Origin of the sequence: Luteimonas campi, from assembly GCF_051162505.1 — a bacterium.
Classification (GTDB): domain Bacteria; phylum Pseudomonadota; class Gammaproteobacteria; order Xanthomonadales; family Xanthomonadaceae; genus Luteimonas.
The window spans coordinates 101,227-121,461 of sequence record NZ_JBNWEM010000005.1 but is presented as its reverse complement, the minus strand read 5'-3'; the positions used below and the strand labels follow the sequence as shown (position 1 = coordinate 121,461).

Here is a 20,235-nt window from a genome sequence, read left to right as displayed (position 1 = left end):
CGCCGAGGCGGACTGCCTCACTCCAGTGCGGCGATCCTCGCCGCTAGCTTCTTGGCGGTCGCGCCGCCGCGGGCGGCCAGCTCCTGCGCATAGGTCGCCACGCGCACCTCCTCCAGCTCCCAGCGCAGTTCGCCACGCGCCTCGGCGCTGCCGCGACCGGCGGCCTCCGCCGCGGCCAGCGCGTCGGCCAGGGGCTTGAGGTCGAGCATGCGCTGCTGGTCGCGCAGCGGATCGCGCTGCGCGCGCTCGGCGCGGGCCGACAGGGCCTTGAGATAGCGCGGATACGCGGCCAATGCAGCCGCCGGCGCGTCGCGCAGGAAGCCCGGGTGCGCCAGGGCCGCCAGGTGCGCCTGCATGTCGTCCAGGTTGGCGCGGGCCCAGCCGATCAGCCTGGATTCCAGCCGCGCGCGCACCTCGGCCACCAGCGCCAGGATCGTTTCGGCCTGCTGCAGCCGCGCCATCGCTTCTCCGAACAGGGCGCGGGCCGCGGCATCGCGGCGCTCGGCGAACGCGGCCGGGTCGCGGATCGCACCGAGGCCATCGGCCAGCAAGGCCGCCAGCGCGCCATCGACCAGGTCCTCGCGCAGGCGATCGCCGCCCCGCGCGTCGCGGCGCACCTCGCCGGCCGATTCGATCGCGGCGTACAGCAGCGCGGTTTTCGGCTGCACCGGCAACTGCTTGCGCGCCTGCTTCAGCTTGTCCTGCAAGGCGATGACCAGCAGCCGGCGCACGCCCTGCGGATGCAGGCGCGCCGCCAGCGCCCGGTCGGCATGCACGGCCAGCGAGGCGCTGTCGCCCGCATCCTCGAGCGCCGGCCAGGCCGGTACGCCGCCGGCGCCAGGCACCGACAGCGGGATCGGCGTGGCCGGGAACTCACGCAGACCCACCTGCGCCAAGCCTTCGGCCGCATGCGCGGAGAACGCCTCGGCCGCGCGCGCGCCGAAACGCTGGCGCAGTTCGTCCAGGTCCCGCGACTCGGCCAGCACCTGGCCGCCGCCGCGCCCGCGCACATCGACCAGGCGCAGGTTGGCGCGCAGGTGCGGCTCGAGCGACGACTCGTCGAAATCGGCGGGCAGCAATTGCACCCCGGTCATGCGCGCGAGAAAGCGCGCCAGCGCGCCGGTGAAGGCATCGGCCTCGGCGGGCCCATGCGCTTCGGCGAAGGCGCGGGCGAAATCCGGCGCCGGCACGAAGTTGCGGCGTAGCGCCTTGGGCAGCCCGCGGATCAGCGCCGCCGCCTTGTCGGCGACGAAGCCCGGCGCCAGCCAGGACAGCCGTGCCGGGTCGAGCGCGTTGAGCAGGTGCAGCGGCACCGAGGCGGTCATGCCGTCGTCGGGCGCGCCCGGTTCGAAGCGGTAGCGCACCGCCAGGCGCGCGTCGCCCAGCGCGATGAACGCCGGGAAGCGCACCGCATCGGCGCCCTCGCCCATCAGCAGCTCGTCGCGCGTCCATTCCAGCGCACGCCGGCGCTCCGGCGGCAGCTTGCCGTACCAGGCATCCAGCGAGCGCGCGTCGACGATGTCCGGCGCCACGCGGTCGGCATACCACTGCCGCATCCAGTCCTCGTCCACCACCAGGCCGGCACGGCGCTGTTTGGCCTCTTCCTCCCGCGCGGCCTCCAGGGTCTTGAGGTTGCGCGCCAGGAAGGGGCTGCGCAGATTGATCTCGCCCGCCACCAGGCCGTCGCGCAGGAACAGTTCGCGCGCCTCGGCCGGGTACAGGCGGCCGTAGTCCACCGGCTTCTTCGGCGCCAGCACCAGGCCGAACAGGCTGACCTGCTCGCTGCCCAGCACGCGTCCCTGGGAACGCGACCAGCGCGGATCGTGATGGCGCCGCGCCAGCAGGTGGGGCAGCTCCGCGATCGCCCAGTCCGGCTCGATCGCGGCATTGGTGATGGCCCAGACCTTCTCGGTATCGAGCAGGGTGGCCGACAGCACCCACGGCGGCGGCTTGCGCGCCAGCGCCGAACCCGGGAACAGCTGGAAGCGGCGGCCGCGCGGGCCTTCGTAGAGGCCGCGCTCGACCAGGTGGCCGATCTGCGTCGGCAGCCCGGCGACCAGGGCACGATGCAGCAGGGCGTAGCGCGCGGCCTCGTCGACCGGCGCTTCGGGCGCGGGCTTCGCATGGGAACCCGATCCCTCGACCGGACCCGGACCCGGCTCGCCGCGACGTCGGCCCCTTCGCGCCCGGCCTGCGCCGCCGGCGTGACCGGCGGCCGCGGCCACGTCGGGCCACAACTCCTCGCACTGCAGCTTGAGCTGCCGATGCAGCTCGCGCCATTCGCGCATGCGCAGGAAGCCGAGGAAATGCTTCTCGCACCACTTGCGAAGCTGCGACTGCGTCAGTTCCTCGTGCGAGGCGCGATAGGCCTCCCAGAGCCTGAGGATGCCGACGAACTCGCTCTTCGGATCGCCGAACAGCGCATGCGCGTTGTCCGCGGCCGCGCGCTGGTCCGCGGGACGCTCGCGCGGGTCCTGGATGCCGAGGAACGAGGCGATCGCCAGCATCTCCTGCAGGCAGCCGTGGCGCTGCGCGGCGATCAGCATGCGCGCCAGCTTCACGTCCACCGGCAGCCGCGCCATCTGCCGGCCGATCCCGGTGAGGCGGCGCTGCGCGTCGATCGCGCCCAGTTCGGTCAGCTGCTGCCAGCCGTCGGCCACCGCGCGCGGATCGGGCGGTTCGACGAAGGGGAAGGCGTCGATATCACCCAGCCCCAGCGACAGCATGCGCAGGATCACCCCGGCCAGCGCGGCGCGGCGGATCTCAGGATCGGTGTATTGCGGGCGCGAGAGGAAGTCGGCTTCCGAATACAGGCGGATGCAGGTGCCCGGCGCGATGCGCCCGCAGCGCCCCTTGCGCTGGTCGGCGCTGGCCTGCGCCACCGGCTCGATGTGCAGCCGGTCCAGCTTCTGGCGCGGACTGTAGCGCTTGACCCGGGCCAGGCCGGGATCGACCACGTAGTGGATGCGCGGCACCGTCAGCGAGGTCTCGGCCACGTTGGTGGCCAGCACGATGCGTCGCTGCGGCCCCGGATTGAATACCCGGTCCTGGTCGCGCGCCGACAGCCGCGCGTACAGCGGCACCACTTCGGTATGGCGGTACTTGCGCCGCTCCAGCGCCTGGTGCGCGTCGCGGATCTCGCGCTCGCCCGGCAGGAACACCAGGGTGTCGCCGGTGCCGCGCTCGCGCGCGATCTCGTCGCAGGCGGCGACGATGCCGTCGAGCACCGAAATGCCGCCGTCCGCATCGGAGCGGCCGCGCCCGCCCGCCGGCGCCCCGGCCGCCCCCTCGCCCTCATCGCTGGACAGCTCCTCCAGCGGCCGCCAGCGCACCTCCACCGGATAGCCGCGCCCTTCCACGTTCACCACCGGCGCGTCGTCGAAATGCCGCGAGAAACGTTCGGTATCGATCGTGGCCGAGGTGACGATCAGCTTGAGGTCGCGGCGCTTGCGCAGCAGCTGCTTGAGGTAGCCGAGCAGGAAGTCGATGTTGAGGCTGCGCTCGTGCGCCTCGTCGACGATGATCGTGTCGTAGCGCGAGAGCCAGCGGTCGGAGGCGATCTCGGCCAGCAGGATGCCGTCGGTCATGAACTTGACCGCGGTGTCGTCCGAGACGTTGTCGTTGAAGCGCACCTGGTAGCCCACCAGGCCGCCCATCGGTACCTGCAGTTCCTCGGCGACGCGGCGCGCGACCGCGCGCGCCGCGATCCGCCGCGGCTGGGTGCAGCCGATCATGCCGGCCGCGCCGCGACCGGCCTGCAGGCACAGCTTGGGCAGCTGGGTGGTCTTGCCCGAACCGGTCTCGCCGGCGACCACCACCACCTGGTGGGCGCGGACCAGGGCCACGATCTCCTCAGCCTTGCCGGCGATCGGCAGTTCCGCGGCCACCGCCGCGGCCGGCAGGCGCGCGGCCCGGGCTTCGCGCGCCCGCACCGAGGCCTGCAGCGCAGCGGCGAACGCCGCCTCCGCATCGCCCTGGCCGGGCTGGCCGTTCCAGCGCGACCACAGCGCCTGCAGGCGCCCGCGGTCGCGCGACAGCGCGCCGTCGATGGCGCGCCGTGCCTGCTTTAACGCATCCGTCGCAGGGGCGCGCCTAGACTCCACCGGCACCCTTGCAACCGCGACAATCATTCACATATCCCGCGTGCATTCGCCTATTGTCGCCAAAACCACCTGAGTCGAGGTCATCATGTCGAAGACGAGTTCGAAGAAGAAGCAGTCCGCCGGGTCGGGCCAGGCCAAGCCGGCCAAGGCCGAAAAGGTCAAGAATGCCGGCAATGGCGACACCGCCAATGCCGCCCGGACCGTGGTGCCCGCCGCCTCGCCGGCCAGCGGCGCCAGCGGCCCCGGCATCGACATCGGCATTTCCGCCGAGGACCGGCAGCAGATCGCCACCGAACTGTCGCGCTTCCTCGCCGACGCCTACACCCTGTACCTGAAGACCCACAACTTCCACTGGAACGTGACCGGGCCGATGTTCAATGCCCTGCACAACATGTTCGAGGAACAGTACACCGAGCAGTGGAACGCGCTGGACGACGTGGCCGAGCGCATCCGCGCGCTGGGCTACAACGCTCCCGGCTCCTATGCCGAGTTCATGAAGCTGACCTCGATCAAGGAGGAGCCGGGCGCCACCGAGGCGCCGGACTGGCGCGAGATGGTGCGCCAGCTGGTGATCGGCAACGAGGCGGTGTGCCGCAGCGCGCGCAAGGCCATCGACGTCTGCGACGACGCCGACGACGAACCCACCGAGGACCTGCTGATCCAGCGCCTGCAGACCCACGAGAAGTACGCCTGGATGCTGCGCTCGCTGCTGCAGTGACGCGGCGCCCGCGCTGGCGGGCGGCCCCGGCCCCGACGACGGCGCGGCGACGCGCCGTCGTCGTATCCGGGACCGGGAAGTTTTCCTACAGGCCGCGCCGGGCGCGGCTGGCTATCCTGTACGCATGAGTTCCAACGCCCACCACCTGCTCGAGACGATTTTCGGCCACCGCGAGTTCCGCGGCGAGCAGGGCGAGATCGTCCGCCACGTCGCCGAAGGCAACGACGCCCTGGTGCTGATGCCCACCGGCGGCGGCAAGTCGCTGTGCTACCAGCTGCCGGCGCTGCTGCGCGACGGGGTCGCGATCGTGGTCTCGCCGCTGATCGCGCTGATGCAGGACCAGGTGGATGCGCTGCGCCAGCTGGGCGTGCGCGCGTCCTGCCTCAACTCCAGCCTCGACGCCGCGGCGGCGCAGGCGGTGGAGCGGCAACTGCTGGAAGGCGGGCTCGACCTGCTTTACGTCGCGCCGGAGCGCCTGCTCACGCCGCGTTTCCTGTCCCTGCTCGAACGCGCCCGGATCGCCCTGTTCGCCATCGACGAGGCGCACTGCGTCTCGCAGTGGGGCCACGACTTCCGTCCCGAATACCGCGAGCTGACCATCCTGCACGAGCGCTGGCCGCAGGTGCCGCGCATCGCCCTGACCGCGACCGCCGATCCGCCCACCCAGCGCGAGATCGCCGAGCGCCTGCAGCTGGAGGACGCGCGCCGCTTCGTCAGTTCCTTCGACCGCCCCAACATCCGCTACACCGTGGTGCAGAAGGAGAACGCGAAGCGCCAGCTGCTGGACTTCCTGGAGCCCCACCGCGGCGCGGCGGGCATCGTCTACTGCCTGTCGCGGCGCAAGGTCGAGGAAACCGCGGAGTTCCTGGCCGGCCACGGCATCGATGCGGTGCCGTATCACGCCGGCATGGATGCGGCCCTGCGCACCGCCAACCAGCACCGCTTCCTGCGCGGCGAGGGCGTGGTGGTGGTCGCGACCATCGCCTTCGGCATGGGCATCGACAAGCCCGACGTACGGTTCGTGGCCCACACCGACCTGCCCAGGTCGATCGAGGGGTATTACCAGGAAACCGGACGCGCGGGCCGCGACGGCGAGCCGGCCGAGGCCTGGATGTGCTACGGCCTGGGCGACCTGGTGCTGCTGCGGCAGATGATCGAGCAGTCCGAGTCCGGGCCCGAACGCAAGCGGCTCGAACACCGCAAGCTCGACGCGCTGGTGGGCTATTGCGAGACCATGCGCTGCCGCCGCCAGGTACTGCTGGACAACTTCGGTGAAGCCCTGCCCCGCGCCTGCGGCAACTGCGACAACTGCATCGCGCCGCCCGAGTCTTGGGACGGCACCGAGGCCGCGCGCAAGGCGCTCAGCTGCGTCTACCGCACCGGGCAGCGCTTCGGCGCCGCCCATCTGATCGACGTGCTGCGCGGCGGCGACACCGAGCGCATCCACCAGTTCGGGCACCACCAGCTCGGCGTCTACGGCGTCGGCAGCGATCTCGACGCGCGCAGCTGGCGCGGCGTGTTCCGCCAGCTGGTCGCGCTGGGCCTGCTGGAGGTCGATGCCGAAGGCCACGGCGGCCTGCGCCTGGCCGAGGCCGCCCGCCCGGTGCTGCGCGGCGAACAGGGCGTGCGGCTGCGCAAGGAGGCGCTGAACAGACGCGAGCGCGCACGCGGCGACACGCGCGCGGCAAGGCCCGTCATCGAGGTCGCGGCGGCCGACCGGCCGCTGTTCGAAGCCCTGCGTGGCCTGCGCACACGGCTGGCGCGCGACCAGGGCGTCCCGCCCTACGTCATCTTCCACGACGCCACCCTGCGCGAGATCGCCCGCCAGCGCCCGCAGACCCCCGGCGACCTCGCCCTGATCGGCGGCATCGGCGCCGGCAAGATCGAACGCTACGGCGACGAGGTGCTGGACGTGGTGGCGGAAAACGAGGCGGCGTAGCGGCGCCGGCGAGAAAGGCATGGGCGCGGCCCGCATGCCGGCGCGTGGTCACTGGAGCGAGCACCAGCCCGCTGGAGCGCAAGCGCCGCGCCCCGCAGGACGCCCACCACCGGCCAGCCACAGGCCAGATGCGGGCAAGCATGGGTGGCGTTGACGCGAGGTTACGTCGGCGGCAGACGATGCCCGCCATGCCGACCCGCTCGACGGGTCTTCGGCTGGACGATACGGAGCGCCACACGTGGGCGGAACCGCCCGAAAGGCTGGTGGCCGTGATGGGGCCGCATGACTTCCTCAACCCAATGTTCTGAAAGGACATATCGGCCAGAACCACTCTTTTCTGCCCCCACTTATGCCCCCAAACCGCCGCGGCTGGCAGGCGTTTGCCGGGTGCAGCTCGTGGGCCGTTCCTAGACAACAGGCTGATTGGACCCCTCGCAGTCGATGTCTCGATTCTTGCGCTCGGTCACAGTGGGCAACTACCCCCTGCCGGCACATTCGATCGGCCAGCAGTGCACGGACGCGACGCGACCACACCAGCGCAGATCCTCCCCAGCCATGCGTGCGCCCCGGAGGGGCACGGCTGGCACAACCCTGATGCGGAAGGAGCGCCGTCATGGCCAGCGCCAAGCAGGAAAGGCTGGAGCAGGAGAGCGAGGCGACCGAGGGATACCAAACGGTCAGCTTCGACCCCCGCCTCTACAGCCGGGAGCCAGGGGTGCCTGTGGTCAGCCTCGAGGGCAACTTCAGTGCGGCCGACCTGCGTCGGATCATCGATGCCCTTGAGAACCCGTAGCTCCCCCCGTTAGAGGGAGCGTCAAGGCCTTGCCCACCCTGGCCGGACGAACTTCTTGAACTCGCGGCTGATCTGGGCGAAGTAGCACATACATCGCCTCCATCTGGACCGGCAGGTTATCGCGCCCGCCATGACCTTGGGGTCAGACCTCCCCTATAGCCAGCCGCGGAGAACCCCGACTAGCCGCTCTAAGCCACCGTCGGCAAGCTCGCTTCACCAGCAACGCATGGTGCGCGCTGCCCGGACCAGGACCGCCTAGGACCGTCCACCTCTCCGGCCACCCCGCCATCCAGCCATGCGGGCCTCTGCAGGGATGCGGGGGCTGCTGACTCTGCTGTTCAAGCAAGCCGAGCGCTCGCACGCCGGACTGCGCTCCGCCCAACGCCTCCTCGGTCTGCGCTCGCCAGCAGGCAACGCCGAGGCCTTCCAGCGGGGCGCTGCGCGGCCCAGCAGACTAGTCGTCCCGCAATTTCAGAGGACCGAGATAGTCCTCCTTGTTGAACAGCCGAGGGGGCAGACCGAGGTAAGTGGCGAAGTCCTCGGCGAACTGCTGCGCGAGATGGAATAGATTGTCCAAGTGTTTGCTCAGCTTGGCGAAGTCAACCTCTGTATCACCTTCGTAGTTCATCCCGCCGAGGTAGCGCTGAAAGTCGCTTTCGAGGACGGCCTGAGCCCCTGCGTTCATCGTCCGAACCGCGCCTATCAGTGTCGCCAAGTCGTGGCCAATTTTGTCGGGAAAGTAGTGCAAATGATCAATCTGATCGCTTGCAAGCTGCAGTGGGTTCGAAGCAGCCATTCTCAACGCCGTGTCCATCGCTTCAACGTCTTTGACCTTGCCGTTCGGTTGTATCCCACTCACGTGCAGATAGTTCTGCGTGTACGCAACATGCGCGGCCAGATTGACCACCTCGTGGAACAGAAGCCGCCCGCGTATTTGCCCGACTGCATCGCGATCGCGGGCCGCGTTCTCCTCTTGCCGCTGGGCAATGTTCTTCGCTGCGACAGCCGTACACCAAGCAAGCAAGCCCAGGATTACAGTGGAAATTGCGACCCATGCATCCCAGTTGACCTGACAAGTTGGCCCCGGCCACCAACACTGGCTTATGCCTTGGAGGAATCCCATGCGTGAGCGTCCCATCCTGTTCTCGGCGCCGATGGTGCGCGCCCTCCCCGACGGCCGCAAGACAGAGAGCCGAACGATGCGCCTACAGGCGCGCGCAGCGCGGTTGGTTCGTGACTGAACGGTCAGGAATTGGTCAACCGACCTGCTGGAAGCCGCGTAATTCCTAGCTTCACCGGGGGTGCACTGTCCTCGATAGCGCGTCTCCTTTCCTCGTGGGGCCTAGATCGGGGTAGATTGAAGCTCCTTCAGCACGGGGCTGATCATGCGCGCGATCCTGGCAACGCCGCAGTTTCCGCCCGACGGGCCGGAATACATAGCCGACCGGACACTCAGACCCAGCCTTACCTTGGAAGGGCTTGTCGCCTCCTGCCTCCGAGACGCGAGCGGCGATCCTGTGGCGGCTGCTCTGCTGCTGGAAGATCGCATCGGAGATCACGCGGCCATGCTGGCCGAACTCGTCCAGCCGTACTTGGCCGACGCCTGCTGGAAAGCTGTCCAGCGGCGCCTGGAGGCGGTACGAAAGCCAGGGACCGCATCGGAGACCGCGCCGAGCTGCCCCGACACTTCCGAGCGCTTGCACGCCTTGGCGGACTCACTGTTGGACTTCCGACTGCCGAGCGGGACCTTGCTCAGGGACGCCTTCCGCCACGACGTCGAGCAGGCAGCGCAGTGGTATCTCGGCCGGGCACGCTCACTGCAGAGGAAGGGAAAGTGGCTCGCGGCGATCGCACCCCTGGTGCCGCGTGCGAAGGTGGTAGGCCACGTCCTGGACGGACACCAGTTGCAGCACCTCTTGAATAGCGCCACGCCCGACTAGTGGTCCTGGTCCTCTGCTAGATTCGTTCCGCGGGGCCGGCCAGCGCCCGTGTGCCACTTGGCCATCTACCCCCTGCCGGCCTCGCTCCCTTCCTATGGTGAGGTTGGCCAATCGTCCCCTGCCCACAAGGGCCACCAGCCTCGTGCCAACCTCACCACCACACTCCGTGCTGATTGATGAAACCCTGGCAGGCCGGCGGCGCGCCATATGCATGCGCATTCAAGAGCGCCATCGGCAACGTCAAGACCTCCAATGCGCCGAGGTCCGCCTGACCCTGCAACTCAAGGCGATCTGTCGCAGGTTCACAAACGGCGACAAGGACGAAGCGCTTGCGCTATACGCCTCGACCGATGGCGATGGCGCTCACCGGCTGTCCCGGGCTTTCCAAGTGTCCGCCGCGCCGCTTCTCGCCGCCCGCCAAGCTCTTTCCACCGCAAGGAAACACCTTGAGCGCGAGATGGAACGGGACGTTCGCATGCTTCCGATATGGCCAAGAGTCGCAGCTACCAGGGGACTCGGCGCTCTGGGCTTGGCATCCATCGTCGGAGAGGCAGGCGACCTCAGCAACTACAGCTCGCACAGCAAGCTCTGGAAGCGGCTTGGCTTGGCAGTGATAGGCGGAGAGCGCCAACGTCGCGTGCAAGGTGCCGCAGCGATCGCACACGGCTACAGCCCGTCTCGCCGGGCAATCGTTTGGCAGGTTGGCAGCTCACTCTTTCGTGCGCAGTCGGAGCGGCGGGATCAGCACACCGGCGCGGTGATACGTGAGGCGGGTTCGTACCGGCTGGGATACGACGCACGCAAGACTTACGAGCGACCCCGGGTCGCGTCAGCTGCACACGCCCACAACCGCGCGAGCAGATACATGGAGAAGAAGCTGATCCGCAATCTTTGGGACGGCTGGCGCGTCGCGAATAGGATTGGCTAGTTATTCGGGAACAGGCGGGAGGGGGATTAGGCGGCCATTTCCAACAACACAGACGCGCCAGCAGCGGACGTATGGACTGGTCGATACATCACACCAGCGGACTCGGCCTCTTCTCGAATCTCAGCGCGAGTTTCTGCCAGTTGCGTCCGCTGCCTCTCGCCAAGCGTTGCATCGTCATCTCGATTGACTGCGCTGATCAGAACCGCGTAAGGAAACCAGGCCACGCGTCTTGCGCTTTGCAGTTCGAACAATCTAGCCCGTGAATCCCTGAGGCTTGCACTTGGACGGGCCGCATGAAACACGTTGAAGTGGGCGACCAACCGGGGAGAACAGAACCCGAACCTCACCGGCTGTCCGCCATCGACCAGAGTCGCAGTACGTCCAAAATAATTGATCAGACCTGGCTCGTGAGAAAGAACTTGCTCACGGACCTCCGTGCCGAATCGGCGATTGACTTCCTCCGGGAGAGGAGCATCACCTTCTTCCAACTCATCGAGCTTGTCTAGATTGGTAAGGCTGGAGTGCATTAGTGCCGCAGTCCGAAGTAGCTCGGACAGCGACCTTGCTGCGGTCAACCTAGGTGTGCCTGCATGCATGCCAAGCAGACTTTCAGGCAGGCCTCGGACGCCACCCGCCCCCCTTGCTGCCTCTTGGTAAAGATTCAGAGCCTGATCGATCAGCCTGCTTGCTGCTCGGGACTGCTTTCCGAACAACGCATCTAGCGTATCGTCGCGCAGGAATCGCACGGCCGCGACGGCACCTTGGTAATCGTACAGGACACCCGCAAGCAGTCGTTCGCCCGTACCCGACACGGGCTCCCAGAAGATCGGGCGCCAAGGATGCCGCGCATCCTCGAACCGAGCGAAATTTCCATCCGATACAGCGCTCATTGGATTCCTGCTAGAAGGTCATCCGGCGGTGGAAATCGGTTGACGAGCCGCATTCCTATCGTAGCGAGCCTAGTCGAGACTAGATCGCACCAAGCTTCAACGTCATGCAGCTCCGCCACATGCTCCTGGCCGGCTTGGACAGCGGCGACACCAATGTCTGGCCACTGCTGAATCACTGCCTCCATGAACTTCGCGTGATCTCCACTATTCACTGCCATGGCGCACAACTTGTTCACATCAACGAACCCTGCGGAAGCTCCTAAGCCGAATGCATGTGCATGGTCAATCCACACTTCCTCGGAGCCGTCCCAGAGAATATTGCCGAGGTTCCGATCTCGGTTGTCTATCGCCTCGTCAATTACAGCAGCAAGGGGTGCGCTAGGAAGCGTAAGTGCCATTTGCACAGCACAAGCGATCGCAGCAGGGTATGCCGGATTGCCAGGGGGGAGTGAATCAATTGCCATCCGCTTCTTGAGATTCGGGTAGCCAACGTCTGCGCTGGCAAACCACACGTCGGAGCCATCGCGCACGAGGTAGGGTGAAGGCACGGGCAGCCCCCAATCCTTCAGGAGGATAGCGGCGAGAACCTCTGCGAACACCATCTCCACCGGATCCTTCTTGAGGAACCCTGCAACCAATGAGTGATCCGGCAACTTCAAGATGCAGCGCATTGCGCCGGTGCTGCCATCTCCTGCCGGGGTTTCAGTCCCAGCAACTACAGTCGCCCATTGCACCGCCATCCCGCCCCCAAGGCTATGCCGTCTCCGACAGGCATCGGGACTGAATCATGGGGTGCCGGGCCAGCCCGTGCAACCGGAAGCGAATCCTGGCCACCATGGCTCGCAAATGCTGCGACTGGATGGCTTTACCTGGTCGTCGCCGCCTATACCGCCTTCACGGGACCCTCGAGCCCCAGCCCACGAATCGTCGCAGTCTGGTAGTACTGCGAGAAGAGGATGCGCGCCTCCCGCGGCTGATCGTCCCCTTCGAGCATGGCCGTCCCGAAGGCCACGGCATCCTTCTGCCCGGGGGTGCGGAACGCGAGCTCACGGTGGACATAGCGGACGGGGAAAGTCGCTGAGCCGCCGGCTTCGAAATACTCGAGCAGGAGCAGGGACCGTTCTTCGCCAGGCGCCATCCGCTCGAACTCTGCGACCAAAAGCGGGGGCAGGTCTTCAAACACGGTCCTTTCGGCTGCAGACATTGCCATTCTCCCCGTTGGCGCAAGGCCTACTTTACCGCAGCCCTTGCGCCTAGCGGGCGGCGGGCGCTTGGGAAGCGACTTCCCCCAGTTGCGACGCCAATTCAGCCAGTTCCTGGTCACCATCGCGCTCGGCGACCTGCCGGAGCATCTGCAATTGGCCCAAGAGCTCACCCACCGGCTTCGTCGTGTTCGAGGCGAGCCAGGCGACCGCCTTGGGGTTCGTGAGTAGGCGGGCCATCCGGTTGGCTGCGATGGCCGAGCCGGCGGACGCCGCGATTGTCAGCACGGCGGCGCCGACGTTGCCCATGATGGCCTGCTGAGCCGACAGGAGGCCGGTGCCGCCTGTCTGCATGAGCGCGGCCTGGCGGGTCGTCCCTGAGGTGTTGCGAAACACCCGGCTCCCCTCGCGGACGCGCTCCGCCATTCGGGCGATCCGATCCATATTGTGACTGAACGTCGCACCGTGCCGGTCGAACAGGGCGCGGCGGGCCTCCGGGCTCACCTTGTCCCAATTGGTGAGGAAAGTCTCCATGCTGAACGCGTCGCCGGCCGCATTCTGCTGACTACTGCTCGCTCGGCCCATCCGGCGGATGAATGAGGCCGTCAGCTCACGCTGCGCCGCCTTGTCCAGCGATTGCATCACTGAACGAAGAGTTGTGGCGCCCTGGTTGATGCCGCCGAAGGCCGCGGCGTACACCTTCTCCGGACCGCCGCTCTTGTCGATGACGTGCTCGATTCGTTCGAGCCTGGCCGTGCCGTACTTGAAGTGGTTGTTCGCGCGGGTGAACGCCTTCTCGGCTGCGGGCCCTGCAGCTTGGGCGGCGGCGCGCATGTCCTGGGAGAGCGCCCCGTAGAGCCCCCTGAGCTGGCGCGTCGGGATATCGGGCAGCAGACCAGCCTCGGAGATCATCTCGCCCACCCGGCTCCTGACGCTCGCGAGCGCCTGGTACGGAAGCTGGCCATTGCCCGCGTTGATGTCAGCCTCAAGCGCCTGGCGGATGGAAGCAAGCTTCGGATTCGCCAACATCGCTGAAGTCGCATTGGCTCCGGCGATTGGCGATGCCTGCCTGGAAAGATAGGCCGCCGCGTTCGATGCGGGCACCTTTGTACCCTGCGGGATCTGCTGATCCAGTTCGCCATACAGGCGGTTCGACAGCGTCCGGAATCGCGCCATGTAGCCGCCCGGACCTTCGATGCCCTGCACGATCGTGCGTCCCGTCTGTTGAGGTGTAGCGCTTCCACCGCGTGGCGACAGGCCAGCGGCGATGTCGTCCATGCGCTGTGCGACTGCTTGGGTCTGCTGTCGCCCAAACCGCTCCATCCGGCCCGCTCCACCCGGCACATTGCCGACCAACGTCTCCAGGGCTTGGGCGGGCCGACTTCCGGTCGCCTGGCCGACCGATGGCGTCGCGCCGGACGCGGCGAAGTCGCCGATTGCGTCGCGCACGTGCCCCGCATCACGGCCGCGCACCGCCACCCGGGTCAACGCCTGTGCGGCCGCGGGGACCGTTCCTTGGGACCGTACGAACGGCGTGACGAGGCCAGCCGCACCCGGCGCCATACCCCCGATCAGCCCGGCCGCCAGCTGCTGCCAGCGGTTGCCCCCGCCTTCCCGCGACATCGAGGCGGCGCTGGCACCGGTGGCCGCGCTGGCCGCCTGCAGACCGGGCTGGGCCCCCAGCAGTTGCCCGACGCGATTGGCGACCGTGGGCACCAGTGGCCGGGCGGCATTGAGCGCGGCACCAGCCCCCAGCGTGGCCGCGGTCCCGGTCAGCGCCTCGCCCACGTCCGACAGCACGCGCTGGCCTCGGGTTTGCGGCTCAGGCAGGCCCATCCGATCGGCTAGGGCCGCGGCGCGCTCGCGCATCGGCACGCTCTGTACGTCTCGCCCGGTCACCGCGCGCTCGATCGGGTCGGCGACCAGGTAGTTGACTGCATCGCCCCCCAGCATGCCGACGAGGCTGCCGGCGCCCTGGATCATCGAGCGCACGCCCATGCCAGCACCTTGGGCCTGACGGTCGAGCCACGATGGGGCCTCCTGGCCTGGGATGGTCGTGGCGCCGCTCTTGACGTTGGAGAAATCGGGGGCGCTGCGGGCGACGATCGGGTCAGCATCCCAAGGGTTGCCCATGCCTGCGGTGGGCGCAGGCGCGACGATCTCGTCTTGGTCCCAGGGGTAGCCGGTTGAGTCGAGGGTCGTGCCCGCGTAGCGCTGCCACGGTCCGCCGGGCTGGCCCTTCGTCGCCGCACCGACGGCGGCCTGTTGATACTTCTCCCATGGGCCTCCCTGCGCCGTGTACTGCTCCTGCAGCACTCGCTCGATGTCAGCGTCCGACATACCGGCTGGGAACTCGGCAATGCTGCCGTCGGGAAGGTCGACTTCGATCATGCGCTGCGGGCCCGCGGGACCGCTTGGCTCATCCTCCAGCACAAAGCCTGGTGGAAGCGGAGGCGTGTCCTCCTCAAGCACGAACCCTGGCGGGAGCGGTGGCAATGGGTTCGCCCGTGCCTGGTACTTCTCCCAAGGGCCAGACGGCCGCATTACTTGCCCGTGCGTCGGCCCGCCGTACCGCTTCGCCATCGCCGCGCGCATCGTTTCGCTGTCGGTGTCGCCTGCGAACTCGTACAGCTGGCCGTCCGGCCCTTGCACGCGAATCGGCGCGGTGTTGTAGGTGAGCATGATCGGCTGATCCTCAGTTGCGGAGCTCTGGGACAAGTGAGTTGTCGGTGATCGGGTTGCGAGATCTTCGCGGCGTGTTCGAAGTGACGCCGCGCTTTGCCCGGCGCGGCACGGGAGGCGCTCGTGGGGGCGAGAGTCCTGCAACCAATTGTGGCGATCGCTGGGGGTGTTTCGTTCCCGATGAGAACCGGTCTCGGGCTTCCTGCAGTTGGCGGGAGAACATCGCGATCGCTGCCGCGCGCAGCGCGTGGTACTGGCTATTGCGGACTCCCAGCCGCCGCGCCCGTGTCGCTACCGACTCTGGCGCTCGCCGGCACCACATCACGGCGAGCGCGTCGCCGGCGGCAAGTTCCAGCACCTCGCGCCGCGTGCGAATACCCCTGCGCCGGCAGACTGTCGAGAGGAAGCCGACGCCATAGCGATGGATGATTTCGAACTGGCGCCCGTCCTGCGCATGGAAGAGCAAGAGCAGGCTTGGTCGGATGTCGCCCGGACCGTCGCGCATGAAGGCCAGGGTCGCAGCCGCGGCCGGCAAGTGCCGGCTCGCCCATCGATTGAGCTCGCTCGGATCCAATTCGCCCCCACGGCGGTCGGTCAGTTTTTGCGGAAGATCTGGTATCGAAGCTCGGAGTCGATCGCCACGAGCTTGGTCAGCCCGGCGAACCACGCGATGAGCCCGCAGTCGCAGTCGGCCCCGGCGATGAGCGCGCACTTGTCCAGGTGAGTGATCCAGTACCCGGTCAGGAGCTCGTCGATTGCAGCCACGCCAACCGCTTGGCGGATGCGCCACTCCTCGCGTTCCATCTCGGCTTCGATCGCGAACTCAGCCATCGGCTGTCTCGAGCGCATCACACGCGTAGTTCGGCACGTACCGCCGGCCCGACGTGGACTCGTAAGTGATGATCCAACCGGATTCGATTGCTGCCTCTAGTGCGTCGTCGAAGCTCTCGAATCGCGAGCGCGCCCGGTTGGCCCTGGCCCGCGAGTGGGATTCCAGCTCCCGGCGGGTCGCCCCCTGCAGCTCTAAGGGGGACCTGATGCCGCGGTCGCGAAGCAGCCAGACGAGTGTCCGGGCGATGCAGGAAGGCTGCGGGACATCGAAGGGCCCGGGCTCGGCCGGCCACCGGCCAGCAGCCTCGCGCGCACGCGCGCGCGCCTGCGCAATGGCGGCGGATTCCCCTCGCCTCCCGCCCCTCCCCACCTCGCGCGCAGGCGCACGCGTCGCGCTAGGGTGCAAGTCGGTGCTGGGCCGGGTCATCCGGGGTCCCCCGACTGCATCGCCTTGCGACGGCGGGTGACGTGGTACGGGGTCAGGACGGCGTGCGCTTTCAGGTCGGCGGACGGGCGCGGGCCGTCGCTGGACTCCCAGACCTTCGGGGTGAGCTCTCCGGCCAGGGCGACGCTGTCGCCGGCGGTCAGGGCCAGCAGGGCGCTGACGGCCGCGGTGTCGAACGCGATGACACCGACGCTGAGGCTGTCGTCGCCTCCGGTGCTGACCCATACGCGGCAGGTGGCATAGGCGTTGCCGTTGCGGCTGGTGCCGGCCTTCGGGGCGGACGCGAGGCGCCCGGTAATCAGGGCGTCGATCATCGCCAGCTCCTTGTGACATCGCGGCGTTCCGTGGCACTGCGCAGCAGTCGGGGGATCCGTGGGGCGAGGCTGCTATTCCGCCATTCCGCCGCTATTCCGCCGCATTCCGCCGCGGGGCGCGGCGGACTGGAACGCGGAAGGGCGGCTTCTATTCCGCCATTCCGCCGTTCCCTATAGGGCGGCGGATTGAAAGTGGCCTGAGTCTGCGGGGGCCAGAGCCGCCCAAACCGCCCGCTCCGAAGGGGTCTATTCCGCCGCCGCTCTCCGTCTCCGCGTGGCCAGGGACAGCCCATTGCTGCTAGCCGGTCGAGCGCTCCGTCAAGGGCCAGCGCGCTACCCATGGGCACCTCCCGCAGCCTGACCCTCGGCCTGCTCACAGGGCCACGCCTCGACCGGTTCGTCGGCTCGGAATTCCGGCAGTTCGAGGAACCCGTGGACCAGCGATGGGTCGATATGCCGATAGCCGTCGTACCAGCGCGCGTCGCGGTCGTTCCATCGCGCCAAGGCGGTCCAGCCACCACCGAGGAACAGCACGAACTGGCCGGTGGTCGCGCCGTCGGGGCGGCCGGCGTAGGTCCAGCCCGTCTCAGAGTGCCCGGACATGGTCGCCTCCCTTCTCCAGTCGCCCAGCCCGCCACCCTCCGCCGCGGGTGAAGTCGACATGCTCCCAGCGCCTGCTCCTTGGGCAGTAGCGCTCGTCAGGCCACCCGAGAGCATTGCGATGGGTGGTCTGCCAACCGTCTCTTGCAGCCGGGTCTCGGTGTCGGCCCGTGAAGCACGCCGGACATCGCATGACGCGACGGAGCCCGCCTTCCAACCGCACGCGTGCGCGCCGGATCCAATCAGTGACCACTGGCGGCCTCCTTGTATCGATCGGCGCTCGAGGGCGGACTGGCGAGCGCGAGGTAGGTCTTCTTCCGGCCGCGGGGTTGCGGATGTGGCTGCTCGAGCAACAGCCCGCGATCCAATGCCCACCTGAGCGCTGAGCGTCGTCTGTTCCTCGCGCCGAACTTCTCTGGCAGATCGTCGACCGTGCTGCTCGTGGGGAACTGCACCTCGCTCTGGGTAACGAACCAGTCGCGCAGCGCATCCCAGGCGCTTTGCATGTCCGTCTTCGGGAACTCCGGCTCGAACAGCTGCAGGCGTGCTGCGTGCGGGGTAATGACGCGTTCGAGGTAGAAATCGGGCTGTCCGGGCGGCACCCCGTTTACCTTGACCAGGGATAGCCGAAGCAGTCGCTTCTCGGCGACCAGGTCCGCCGCATTACTGGGGCACCCTTCGTCGCCTGGCTTGACTAGCGCCAGGTGCATGTTCGATCGGCCGTTGTCTGATAGCGAGCTGCCGCCGCGGCCGCTGTACTGGTCGACGACGTTGTCGCGGTGCTGCTGCTTGCCGGTGTGATGCGCGACAAGCGTCGTGGCATCGGTCTGGCGGCTAACCCGCTCCATGGCCGAAACGATGCGCGCCAAGTCTTCGTTGTTCTCCTCGCCGCCGTTGAGGCGGCTCAGGGTGTCGAACACCACCAGCCTGAGGTCCGGAATCGCCCGCGCGTACTCGACCAGACGGTCGAGGTCCTGGGCGACCTCCGTCTGCCCGTTGACGTGGCGCGTGAGCATGAAGCCAACGCCGACCATGTCCTTCACGATGAAGTGCCGCGCCACGAGCTCGAGCTGATCCGGCCCCAGTCCTTGGGCATTCGCCCAGACATGCTTACGGATTACGTCGCGCCGGTCCTCAGCGCTCACGTACAGCACGCTGCCCTGCTCCGGCCACTCACTGCCAAACCGCAGGCCGGCGCAGATGTGGATGCAGAGCTTGGCCAGGAATCCCGTCTTGCCAGCCCCGCCCGCGCCGGTGAGCACGCAGGCCAAGCCGGCCGGCAGCAGGGGCTTGAGAGTCCAGCGCGTCGCAGGCGGTTCTGTCCTCAGTTCGTCGATTGAGAACCGGTCAGTGACGCCTGCCGCCCAAGGATCGGGCTCCGGCTCAGGAGGCCCCGGAAGGAGCGGTATGTCGTCCGATTCAAGCCAATCCAGATCGCGAGCGCTCTCCCCTATCGTCTCGAACAGGTCGACGATGTCGCCGTGGGGCGGCAGGCCGAAGACCGAAACGTCCACCACCTCGACCCGGCAGCCCAGGTCGCGAAGGATCGCCGCGACCTCGTCGGCGTATTGCGCGCCTGGTTCGTCGTTATCCGGCCAAATGCGCACCCGCCGGCCGGTGATCGGCGACCAGTCGGCTGCTTTTCCGCTGCTCGCCGATCCGCTCGTCGTTGCAACCGCGCCGATGGCGGCCAGAGCGTCAGCACAAGACTCTCCTTCCACCACCCAGACCAGTGTCTCGGGATCCGCCGTGGCGAGGCCGCGCAGCCGGTAAAGAAGCTTGCCCGCCTTCGGCGGCTTCGGCTCTCCCAGAACGAAGCGGGCGCCTTCGTGACGGATCGGTCGGATGACCTTCTCGCCGCTCCCCGGATTCCGCAGACGCGCCCGGTAGAAGCCATGGGCGCCCGACGCGTCCGTGTATTCGTGCAGCGCCTCCAGCTCGAAGCCTTCCCGAATGTGGGCGCGCGCGAGCCGCGAGACGGCTTCTGCTGGCGACTCGACCGGCTGCACTGTGCTCATCCGCGCCACCCCAGCAGCACCCAAGCCGCTTCACGGAAATCGATCCCGTTGCGGCGCATATGGAAGCCGACGATGTCGCCCTGACCGCAGCCCGCGAAGCACTTCCAGCCGCCTCGTGGCGATGTGAGGTGGACGCTCAGGCTGGCGTTGCCGTCCTCATGGAACGGGCACTTGCCCTTCGCCCACCCGTCGCTGTTCGGCCTGCCGAGCTTGTCGATGTGCTTGCGGTAATAGGCGTCGGGCTCTGGGAGGCGATCGCGCCAGTCCTCAGGGAGACGCCCCCGGCGCTGCCCGCTCATTGGCGTCGGCTCCGCTCGAGGACCGCGCCGCCCGTGCCGATCACGAGGACTTCGTCGCCGACGACCGCCGAGATCCGCGGGTGGCAGGCGCATGGCGATCGCGGGCATCCGTACCCGTGCTCCACCTCCACGCTCGTCACGTGACCAGGCTGTGCGGGCAGCGCCCCAACCGCGACCGCTTCTGAGATTCGGGACCAGTACTCGTTCACCGGCTCAGCCTCGCGCCGGCTTCTGCTGCGCATCGTCAGTCGCGTTCAGGCGCTGCGGTAGCGAATACAGGCTGTCCAGGTAGACGAACCGCCTGCTACCGATGTGAACTGTTTCCAGGACGCCAGCGTTGGCGAGCTCGTATGCCTTGGAACGGCCGATGCCGACCCTTGCGCATTCCGGGATGAAGGGCCGGAATTCCCTGTGTCCGTGTGTATCCATTGACTGCACCATGTGACCGCTACGCGGCGGGTGCAGCTATTGCGTCACGCGGACTCCAACCCTGTAAGCCTGCGTGCGTGCAAGGCGAGCAGATTGCCTGCACG

At 67.9% G+C, this 20,235-nt stretch carries 17 protein-coding genes; 5 read left to right on the top strand and 12 right to left on the bottom strand.

Translation table 11 applies throughout. The features are described 5' to 3' along the window. Positions 1–17: 17 nt before the first annotated feature. Positions 18–4,103 carry an ATP-dependent RNA helicase HrpA gene (gene hrpA / locus ACQYVW_RS14580; protein WP_434947580.1) on the bottom strand — a complete coding sequence of 1,362 codons (4,086 nt, stop codon included), beginning with the start codon at positions 4,101–4,103 and terminating at the stop codon, positions 18–20. An 85-nt stretch (positions 4,104–4,188) separates the two neighbouring features. Between hrpA and ACQYVW_RS14575 the strand changes: the two genes are divergently transcribed. The 3 genes from ACQYVW_RS14575 to ACQYVW_RS14565 all read left to right on the top strand — a co-directional run bounded on the left by ACQYVW_RS14575 (position 4,189) and on the right by ACQYVW_RS14565 (position 7,553). Continuing rightward, positions 4,189–4,821 (top strand): Dps family protein, encoded by a 633-nt coding sequence (locus ACQYVW_RS14575; protein WP_434933026.1) that lies wholly within the window; start codon positions 4,189–4,191, stop codon positions 4,819–4,821. Between the two features lie 124 nt (positions 4,822–4,945). Next, positions 4,946–6,760, top strand: a complete 1,815-nt coding sequence (gene recQ, locus ACQYVW_RS14570) for a DNA helicase RecQ (RefSeq protein ID WP_434947492.1) — start codon at positions 4,946–4,948, stop codon at positions 6,758–6,760. A gap of 613 nt (positions 6,761–7,373) precedes the next feature. Continuing rightward, a complete protein-coding gene (locus tag ACQYVW_RS14565) occupies positions 7,374–7,553 on the top strand; it encodes a hypothetical protein (RefSeq protein ID WP_434947491.1) in 180 nt (59 codons plus the stop codon). A gap of 454 nt (positions 7,554–8,007) precedes the next feature. On the opposite strand, the gene ACQYVW_RS14560 is transcribed toward ACQYVW_RS14565, so the two are convergent. Beyond that, on the bottom strand, positions 8,008–8,676 hold the full coding sequence (locus tag ACQYVW_RS14560; protein WP_434947490.1) for a hypothetical protein: 669 nt from the start codon (positions 8,674–8,676) through the stop codon (positions 8,008–8,010). Between the two features lie 262 nt (positions 8,677–8,938). On the opposite strand from ACQYVW_RS14560, the gene ACQYVW_RS14555 reads away from it, so the two are divergent. Together ACQYVW_RS14555 and ACQYVW_RS14550 are read left to right on the top strand one after the other, a co-directional pair. After that, positions 8,939–9,493 carry a hypothetical protein gene (locus tag ACQYVW_RS14555; protein ID WP_434947489.1) on the top strand — a complete coding sequence of 185 codons (555 nt, stop codon included), beginning with the start codon at positions 8,939–8,941 and terminating at the stop codon, positions 9,491–9,493. Between the two features lie 166 nt (positions 9,494–9,659). Next, positions 9,660–10,421, top strand: coding sequence for a hypothetical protein (locus tag ACQYVW_RS14550; protein ID WP_434947488.1), 762 nt, complete (start codon positions 9,660–9,662; stop codon positions 10,419–10,421). 26 nt (positions 10,422–10,447) lie between these two features. Here the strand turns inward: ACQYVW_RS14550 and ACQYVW_RS14545 are convergent, their stop codons facing one another. The 10 genes from ACQYVW_RS14545 to ACQYVW_RS14500 all read right to left on the bottom strand — a co-directional run bounded on the left by ACQYVW_RS14545 (position 10,448) and on the right by ACQYVW_RS14500 (position 19,702). Beyond that, the gene (locus ACQYVW_RS14545; RefSeq protein WP_434947487.1) at positions 10,448–11,311 is read right to left on the bottom strand and encodes a hypothetical protein; all 864 of its coding nucleotides are present in this window, start codon (positions 11,309–11,311) and stop codon (positions 10,448–10,450) included. Further along, the gene (locus ACQYVW_RS14540; protein ID WP_434947486.1) at positions 11,308–12,051 is read right to left on the bottom strand and encodes a hypothetical protein; all 744 of its coding nucleotides are present in this window, start codon (positions 12,049–12,051) and stop codon (positions 11,308–11,310) included. Before ACQYVW_RS14540 ends, ACQYVW_RS14545 begins: the two co-directional genes overlap by 4 nt. A gap of 143 nt (positions 12,052–12,194) precedes the next feature. Next, complete coding sequence (locus ACQYVW_RS14535) at positions 12,195–12,515, bottom strand: hypothetical protein (protein WP_434947485.1); 321 nt, start codon at positions 12,513–12,515, stop codon at positions 12,195–12,197. A gap of 49 nt (positions 12,516–12,564) precedes the next feature. Beyond that, on the bottom strand, positions 12,565–15,195 hold the full coding sequence (locus ACQYVW_RS14530) for a hypothetical protein (RefSeq protein ID WP_434947484.1): 2,631 nt from the start codon (positions 15,193–15,195) through the stop codon (positions 12,565–12,567). Positions 15,196–15,208: 13 nt separating this feature from the next. Beyond that, positions 15,209–15,700 (bottom strand): hypothetical protein, encoded by a 492-nt coding sequence (locus ACQYVW_RS14525; RefSeq protein WP_434947483.1) that lies wholly within the window; start codon positions 15,698–15,700, stop codon positions 15,209–15,211. 89 nt (positions 15,701–15,789) lie between these two features. Next, positions 15,790–16,026 carry a hypothetical protein gene (locus tag ACQYVW_RS14520; RefSeq protein WP_434947482.1) on the bottom strand — a complete coding sequence of 79 codons (237 nt, stop codon included), beginning with the start codon at positions 16,024–16,026 and terminating at the stop codon, positions 15,790–15,792. Positions 16,027–16,449: 423 nt separating this feature from the next. Then, a complete protein-coding gene (locus ACQYVW_RS14515; RefSeq protein WP_434947481.1) occupies positions 16,450–16,785 on the bottom strand; it encodes a single-stranded DNA-binding protein in 336 nt (111 codons plus the stop codon). Between the two features lie 333 nt (positions 16,786–17,118). Beyond that, positions 17,119–17,388 (bottom strand): hypothetical protein, encoded by a 270-nt coding sequence (locus ACQYVW_RS14510; protein WP_434947480.1) that lies wholly within the window; start codon positions 17,386–17,388, stop codon positions 17,119–17,121. A gap of 239 nt (positions 17,389–17,627) precedes the next feature. After that, positions 17,628–19,403 carry an ATP-binding protein gene (locus tag ACQYVW_RS14505; RefSeq protein ID WP_434947479.1) on the bottom strand — a complete coding sequence of 592 codons (1,776 nt, stop codon included), beginning with the start codon at positions 19,401–19,403 and terminating at the stop codon, positions 17,628–17,630. Then, positions 19,400–19,702 (bottom strand): CHC2 zinc finger domain-containing protein, encoded by a 303-nt coding sequence (locus ACQYVW_RS14500; protein WP_434947478.1) that lies wholly within the window; start codon positions 19,700–19,702, stop codon positions 19,400–19,402. Before ACQYVW_RS14500 ends, ACQYVW_RS14505 begins: the two co-directional genes overlap by 4 nt. Positions 19,703–20,235 lie beyond the last annotated feature (533 nt).

Excerpts from the sequence above, each read along its gene's own strand:
- ACQYVW_RS14575 (WP_434933026.1), top strand. The coding sequence starts at position 4,189 with ATGTCGAAGACGAGTTCGAAGAAGAAGCAGTCCGCCGGGTCGGGCCAG.
- recQ (WP_434947492.1), top strand. The coding sequence starts at position 4,946 with ATGAGTTCCAACGCCCACCACCTGCTCGAGACGATTTTCGGCCACCGC.
- ACQYVW_RS14565 (WP_434947491.1), top strand. The coding sequence starts at position 7,374 with ATGGCCAGCGCCAAGCAGGAAAGGCTGGAGCAGGAGAGCGAGGCGACC.
- ACQYVW_RS14560 (WP_434947490.1), bottom strand. The coding sequence starts at position 8,676 with ATGGGATTCCTCCAAGGCATAAGCCAGTGTTGGTGGCCGGGGCCAACT.
- ACQYVW_RS14555 (WP_434947489.1), top strand. The coding sequence starts at position 8,939 with ATGCGCGCGATCCTGGCAACGCCGCAGTTTCCGCCCGACGGGCCGGAA.
- ACQYVW_RS14545 (WP_434947487.1), bottom strand. The coding sequence starts at position 11,311 with ATGAGCGCTGTATCGGATGGAAATTTCGCTCGGTTCGAGGATGCGCGG.
- ACQYVW_RS14540 (WP_434947486.1), bottom strand. The coding sequence starts at position 12,051 with ATGGCGGTGCAATGGGCGACTGTAGTTGCTGGGACTGAAACCCCGGCA.
- ACQYVW_RS14535 (WP_434947485.1), bottom strand. The coding sequence starts at position 12,515 with ATGTCTGCAGCCGAAAGGACCGTGTTTGAAGACCTGCCCCCGCTTTTG.
- ACQYVW_RS14530 (WP_434947484.1), bottom strand. The coding sequence starts at position 15,195 with ATGCTCACCTACAACACCGCGCCGATTCGCGTGCAAGGGCCGGACGGC.
- ACQYVW_RS14525 (WP_434947483.1), bottom strand. The coding sequence starts at position 15,700 with ATGCGCGACGGTCCGGGCGACATCCGACCAAGCCTGCTCTTGCTCTTC.
- ACQYVW_RS14520 (WP_434947482.1), bottom strand. The coding sequence starts at position 16,026 with ATGGCTGAGTTCGCGATCGAAGCCGAGATGGAACGCGAGGAGTGGCGC.
- ACQYVW_RS14515 (WP_434947481.1), bottom strand. The coding sequence starts at position 16,785 with ATGATCGACGCCCTGATTACCGGGCGCCTCGCGTCCGCCCCGAAGGCC.
- ACQYVW_RS14510 (WP_434947480.1), bottom strand. The coding sequence starts at position 17,388 with ATGTCCGGGCACTCTGAGACGGGCTGGACCTACGCCGGCCGCCCCGAC.
- ACQYVW_RS14505 (WP_434947479.1), bottom strand. The coding sequence starts at position 19,403 with ATGAGCACAGTGCAGCCGGTCGAGTCGCCAGCAGAAGCCGTCTCGCGG.
- ACQYVW_RS14500 (WP_434947478.1), bottom strand. The coding sequence starts at position 19,702 with ATGAGCGGGCAGCGCCGGGGGCGTCTCCCTGAGGACTGGCGCGATCGC.